This window comes from Bacillus cereus group sp. BfR-BA-01355, from assembly GCF_022663675.1.
In the GTDB taxonomy this organism is placed as follows: domain Bacteria; phylum Bacillota; class Bacilli; order Bacillales; family Bacillaceae_G; genus Bacillus_A; species Bacillus_A thuringiensis_S.
The window spans coordinates 1-6,442 of the sequence record NZ_JAKUFY010000178.1; the positions used below are offsets into that span (position 1 = coordinate 1).

Below are 6,442 nucleotides of genomic sequence, written 5' to 3' on the forward strand. Positions count from 1 at the left end.
CTTTTAGCCAAACAAGCTCTTTCTTCATGGCAGGTAGTTTGGCAGAGCATGTACCATAGGTCAAGCCTTTTCCTGTCTCTTTGTATGCTTGATCCCATAAGGATAGGAAATGATTGAATACAAAGCGAGAACACCCAATCGTTTTGTTGATTAGAATTGCTTGTGCCTGATTTGGATAGATACGAAACTTATAGGCTTTATTAATCATTATTTGATTCACCTCCATTTCGGTATATGACTATTATACACCGAACGTACATTCGGTAGGTAATAGAGTAACACTTTCTGTATGTCGAACAATTAAGATGGCTTCCTGCCAACCCTTGTGCGAAGCCAATTCATCTCCCACCTACTCACTGGACTGTGCCCCTTCACGCTCCTTGAGGAAGGAGTCTTCTTGGCTAAAATGATAAAAATACATATTATAGGTTTTAATTATTGTATTTTTAAAAGAGTGAGCAATATCAATGTATTATTACAGCCGATATTCTACGTTCATATATTCATATATCCATATATTCATAATCTAATTTTTAATATCATTAAGTTCTTGAGCAAGTTTGAAATTTAATATATATATGATATTCATTTTAAATTAGCATTCACGTAGCTTATCGGTTGTAACGAAAACACTATATAGAAAATGAAAAATCACTTAGAACAGAGGGCTGACAAAATTATAGCTCAAACTTATTATGATTTGAGCTATCTAAGAACCTAGGGAATGGATCAAGTACTTTGCATAAAGATCTCCTTTTTTCGAAAAATCAAGGTATCCTTTTAAATATGGGAGTAATAATTCTAGAAGTCTTTATAATAAGGACATAGCAACTTCAGAACAAAAGAAGTCATTTTGTAATCGTTTGTTTGGTAAATAAATTAAAATCTAATGGTAAAGAGAAATTTTCTTTTTATTTTTAAAAAATAAGAACTAAGTTTCCATCTATTATAATATCTAATTTTTAACACTATAAATGTTAGTCGAGCATATATTATAGAATTGGAATTGGTTTCACTCACTTATTTCAATTTATAGTTTCCTTTTAAGAACATCAACGGACATTGGTGTTCTTTCTAAGTGAGTTGGACTTGTAAAATAAAAAATTTTCTTAGTTACAAGTTTATAAAACAAAGAAGCACTCAAAATGAGTGCTTCTTTGTTTTATCCTAGCACTTGTACTTGTTGTACTTGTAAAACTTTTAAAGTAAGGTCTAGTACAATTTTTTCACGAAGAGTATCAAATGGTTCGTTTAAGTCTGTTGGACAAGGGGAAAAGTCTAATTCAAAAAATTGAGCACTGACTAATTCACAATATGGTTGTTCGTTATAAAAAACAGCATTTTCGAAGAAGTATTTGTCTAGGCGCGGTAAATCACCATTTTTAGGATTAATAAAGTGCGATGTTGTATCTGAGGAAGAAGCTACTAAAGCTAATGATAGAAAATCATCTTCTGTTAGATCTGCAAACCCACTAAAATTAATATTAGCGATACGATCAAATAAAGGTGCATTACACTCGCTAGATGCATACTCAATGTTTTTACGAATATATCCTTGCACAAATAATTTTGCTCTTGTAACTCGGCGATAAGGTGTACCATCTACGGGAGTAAATGCAACAGGAACTAACTTACATTGTGTTAAAAATACGTTTTTTAACACACGTTTAATTTCAACTGCTGGAGGATCTAATGGAACATCGGATTCTACAACAATTTGAATTGTTCTTTCAGCTAATACAACTGGGATTTTTACAATCGGTGTTCCTGGCGTAGTAATTGGTGTTGCAGCTGCATCACTTAATGGTGTTTGAGTTTGTCCTACTGCCTCACAAGGTACATTGATTGGACATTGTTCGCTCATATTATCTAATCTCCTTTTAAAATCACTTTAAATTTTTAAAAACTGTTCAATGACAATATATTCGTGTTCTTTTATTGATGTATAAGCTCGTATAATAGGTTTTCAATTTTTTTTATTTTTTGTAGATATTTTATTGGCTTTCCCATTAAAATTTTTAAAGTAGCAGATTCCGCGTTAAAAAATGAGTAAGTGGATTTTAACTACGATCTGAACAGCACGGATCTTATGCTGTGCGTTAATTTAAACACAGCTCTTTATAATATCCTTTTTGAACTCCCCCACTTTCACTTCGTTTAGAAGTGAGGGATTTCTTATCAAACCTCTTTATTTACAACTACAAATTTAGACGTCTCCCACTTCTTTACTATCTTCTTAGCCTCTCCCTCATACTAACCCCTGACTTTAAAACGAAAAAGGAAACGATAATAACAGCTAAAAGGTCACCATAAGTTGCATATGCAATTGGATATATTTTATTTATTAAAGTAATATCAATTCCAATTATCTTAGTGCTATATTTTCAGCCTATTAGATTTACATTGCCAATTCAAAAGTTACAGTTTTCTAGTTTAAGATTGATTTAAAGATTATATTTTATTACAACTATAAATTCATCGAAAAATAGTAAATTATATTTCGATTTTAGTGCTGATTAATGAGTATGAATGCACCATTCTTCTCTATTTATCTATATTTAAATTTTCATAATTTATTATGATAGAGATACTATTTAAAAGCGTTTTGTGCAAAATGAACAATTAAAATTTTCAGGAATCCACATCAAACTCTGTATATTCTCATCTCCCTCGACTATTCCTTTTCACCTCATCCCCTTCTTGTTTAAGAACATCCGAGTATTTTCTAAGGGTACTGCTGCTTACTCCTAACCGATCATATAACTCATTTATGGTGTAACACTATCTCCATTCCTGCCATAGTGCTACCCCACCTCCTAATAGGGAAATTCAATACGCCTAGTTTCTTTTCCATTTCTAATAAGTTTGCTTGCTGCACCTTATTAATTTCTTCTATTTTAGTCCAAAATAAAATATGAGATACATGAGTCTTTTATCACTATTTCTACAAATGCTAATTTTACAAAGTCTTGTCAGATCTAGAAGGTCCTATAATGCCATAGAATTTATCTTCTTGCACTTGTAAACTAATCACTATTAAATTTTTAAATTTTCCCCACCTGATAATGCCGCTATCCAAGCGAAGAAAATAACTAGTTCAAAATCATTTACTTTGCTCAATACTGTTAAAATACAAGATACAATGAGAAATTGTATTTATATTTTCCCTCTTGCAATTCATAAAAGTTTATAGCTAACTTCCTTCATGTTATTTGTCTAAAAAATATTAAACTTCTCTTTAAGTATTTGATAATATTGTTTCTCTGTTATTTCCTTTTTAGATTTATTGCCATGTTGGGTTTCTGTAAAACTTTGCTTAGTAAGTGCAATATGGCCATGATCAATCAATTTACAAATAATATTCCCCTTATTTACTGGCGATTCCGGATGCTCTATAACCATATTTTGTATAGCATTCACTTTCTTTTCATCAATAGTGTTTAGATAAAAAGCATAACCGATTGACCAGGTATCAGTAAGATCTGAATCAAGAAAATGAGAAGTTTCTCCATTCTCTCCTTTTTTCATTTCAAATACATGGGTTCCTTTCTCTGTGTTTTTTTTACGAACACGATATTCTCCCGTCACAGAAGTTACACTGTCACCATGAAAAGGAACCGGATGTAAAGGAAGATAGGATGCAAAACCAGCATCTATGATATAGTTTTCATTTTTGTGCTGTAAAACGATGAGTACATGACCATCATCAGGGTTCCACTTTCTATTTTTTGGATCATATAGAGTTCCAGCTACTCGATACACATTAAATCCACAATCACACAAAAAATAATATAATAAAGAATTAATCTCATAGCATAATCCGCCACGATTCTTTAAAAGGAGTTTTTCTTCAATATTATCTCTAGAAAAATCTTGCATGTTTTCTTCCATGATGTCTATATTTTCATACGGTAATAAGTGCCCCATTTGTAAAAGAATTGTATGCAAATCTTCAAATTCCACATTTTCTATTGGCTTAATTTTTAATTTTGAGAAAAAATTCTTTTGTAATTCAGTTAACATAATATATCCCCTTCCATTCATAGAAATACATTCTTATAATAATATATTAAGACTATAAATTATAAATAGTATACAACTAGAATAACAAATTTTAGGGAACTATACACATCGTCAGGGTGCATAGAAAGTATATAGGAATGTGATTTTCTGAATTTTCTAAGACCAAATTACAGATGTATATAGCTAATAAACCTATCAACTCAAAGAATTTGAGAATACGGAACACTTGAAGCTAAAGTGAGATAATTATATTCACAAAAGACTTGATGCCAATTTTATGATTTTGAAAATAAAAGTCCAAACAAAAATAAAAGACGCTCAAATGAACGTCTTTTATTTTTGTATAATAAGATTGCTCTCACATTTACGACAAGCAATTTTCTCTTCTTCAAAAATGAATAGATTCTCAGCATCACATTCTGGGCATACAACTGCAAATGGTGTTTTTATATTTTTATAGCATAGGAAAGACATGACTGCCAGGAATAGAGCAGGTATAACAAGCATCATAAGTAAGAATAGTCCTGCAAAAACGCCTGCAATTATGGAAAGTGGTTTCATTAGTTTTCTACCCACGGAGTTTACTTGATTATCCTTCTTACGAAAAGCAGTAACAAGGTAAGTATTGGTTTCTCTTACCGGCTCAAATACTTTTATCGTATTGTAATCTTGTTCATTCATAGTGGGATAGGAAGTGTTTGGTCTTTGAAATCCTCGTTGTTTATAATAGTTATTTGACTCTGCTATTCGTGGTGTATACGAGATTCCTGTGCCAGGTACATAAGTTGTTACTCTTGATTCAGGCGGAACGGTTCTTCCTCCCGAATTAGTGTATGTAAAGTTAATTTTCACACCCGGAGAAACTTGGATAATTCTACGAAATTTATAACCCATAATATTGTATCCTCTCAATCTAATTATTAGAAATCTTTACTAATTATAACATTTTAAATCTTATAATTAATATATTGAGATTTAAATGAAGAAATGAAAAAGGGGGATACTGCGCTTTACTAATTTAAGGCACCTTAGGGAGTCTTCCTCAGATTTGATAACCACTTTAACTTAATAATATGGATTTTTATTAATTACCATTAGTTTAAGTATTTTTTACTTTCCAACATAACCCATAAAAAGTATCGGTAAATGGATTTATAGCCAATTTGCACACCGTTCTTAAAATGGATTTACAAAACGGATTCTTTCTAAAATGTTTTTAATGTTTACTTTCTATATACCAAAGAAAAAACATTCATTAACGAGCATTTTGTATTACTTTTATTAGGTCATTTATATTTTCAACTTTCTGCTGAAACTGACTAAGTCTACTATGTAGTAATGAAGGATTTTTATCTTCTCTTGAAATAACTCGTTTTAATTCGTGTTCTAATTTATCATACACATCAAAGAAATTATCAAATTCTACACTTGCAATTTCTTCATTTTCACGATAAAATCCTTTAGCTTCTAAATAAGTTATATATGATTTATTTAAAAATCCTAATGAAATTAGATATTTAGAATTGTTTTCTTGATAAATAGCAATATCACATGCTGTTTTAATATCAGAATAAGTTTTTTGAATGAATTGTTGTAATTCGTAAATATTATACTTTAGTTCGTTATTCATTTAATTCCCTTCCATCCCATCTATTCTACAAAAATTTTCACTTTGATAAAAATAAGAATATATTATTGTTACTGTATCCACATTTATTAATTTTTTTCATGTTTCGTAATAATAAATCTTGAAAGCAATTCAGTTAATTCTTCTACCTTTTCTTTCATCCTGTTGGATTGAATTGAAATTTCTTTGATTGAAACTGCTTGTGATTGAATTGATTGTACTGTTTGAATTGTTTCTCTTTCTACTTGTGTTGCAGTATCAGATACTAGTGAAAGAGACGCATTTACTTCTTCTGTGCCGGCAGACATCTCTTCTGTTGCTGCAGAGACTTCTTGAATTTGACTTGTAATTTTATCAATATCTCTCATAATAGATGAGAATGTTTGATCCGCTTTGTGGGCCGCTTCTTTTCCTTCTGCTGCCTTTTGTTCTCCTTTTTGCATGACTTGAACTGTATCTTGAGTATCTTGTTGAATCGATTTAATTAAATGGTTAATTTCATTTGCGGACTCTTTAGACTTTTCAGCTAAATCTCTCACTTCTGCTGCAACCACTGCAAATCCTTTCCCATTCTCTCCAGCACGTGCCGCTTCAATAGCAGCATTTAGAGCAAGAAGATTCGTTTGCTCAGCAATATTAGTGATTGCATCCAGGGCTGTATCAATCTGTTGTGTACGTGTAACAAGTCTATCTATTACTTTTGATGTTTCCTCGACAACATCATGCACACTGTTCATTTGAAGAATAGAGTGCTTTATCACTTCACTACCGGTATGTATTTGTTCTGTGGTT

6 protein-coding genes and 1 pseudogene are annotated in these 6,442 nt (G+C 31.2%); all 7 read right to left on the minus strand.

Translation table 11 applies throughout. The features are described from left to right. On the minus strand, positions 1 to 208 hold a 208-nt coding region (locus tag MR167_RS29785), incomplete at its 3' end, for a helix-turn-helix domain-containing protein (protein WP_242316113.1). 954 nt (positions 209 to 1,162) lie between these two features. Further along, complete coding sequence (locus MR167_RS29790) at positions 1,163 to 1,864, minus strand: CsxC family protein (protein WP_199689647.1); 702 nt, start codon at positions 1,862 to 1,864, stop codon at positions 1,163 to 1,165. A gap of 800 nt (positions 1,865 to 2,664) precedes the next feature. Further along, positions 2,665 to 2,772: pseudogene (locus tag MR167_RS33780) on the minus strand (DUF3967 domain-containing protein); the annotation flags it as partial. Positions 2,773 to 3,216: 444 nt separating this feature from the next. After that, positions 3,217 to 4,023, minus strand: coding sequence for an arylamine N-acetyltransferase family protein (locus tag MR167_RS29795; protein WP_242316114.1), 807 nt, complete (start codon positions 4,021 to 4,023; stop codon positions 3,217 to 3,219). A 333-nt stretch (positions 4,024 to 4,356) separates the two neighbouring features. Beyond that, the gene (locus MR167_RS29800; RefSeq protein WP_242316115.1) at positions 4,357 to 4,917 is read right to left on the minus strand and encodes a DUF4236 domain-containing protein; all 561 of its coding nucleotides are present in this window, start codon (positions 4,915 to 4,917) and stop codon (positions 4,357 to 4,359) included. Between the two features lie 361 nt (positions 4,918 to 5,278). After that, a complete protein-coding gene (locus tag MR167_RS29805; protein ID WP_242316116.1) occupies positions 5,279 to 5,653 on the minus strand; it encodes a hypothetical protein in 375 nt (124 codons plus the stop codon). 86 nt (positions 5,654 to 5,739) lie between these two features. Beyond that, positions 5,740 to 6,442: methyl-accepting chemotaxis protein (locus tag MR167_RS29810; RefSeq protein WP_242316117.1), on the minus strand; the 703-nt coding region annotated here is incomplete at its 5' end.

Bases quoted from the DNA above. Each gene is read 5' to 3' on its own strand.
- MR167_RS29790 (WP_199689647.1), bottom strand. From the start codon at position 1,864: ATGAGCGAACAATGTCCAATCAATGTACCTTGTGAGGCAGTAGGACAA.
- MR167_RS29795 (WP_242316114.1), bottom strand. From the start codon at position 4,023: ATGTTAACTGAATTACAAAAGAATTTTTTCTCAAAATTAAAAATTAAG.
- MR167_RS29800 (WP_242316115.1), bottom strand. From the start codon at position 4,917: ATGGGTTATAAATTTCGTAGAATTATCCAAGTTTCTCCGGGTGTGAAA.
- MR167_RS29805 (WP_242316116.1), bottom strand. From the start codon at position 5,653: ATGAATAACGAACTAAAGTATAATATTTACGAATTACAACAATTCATT.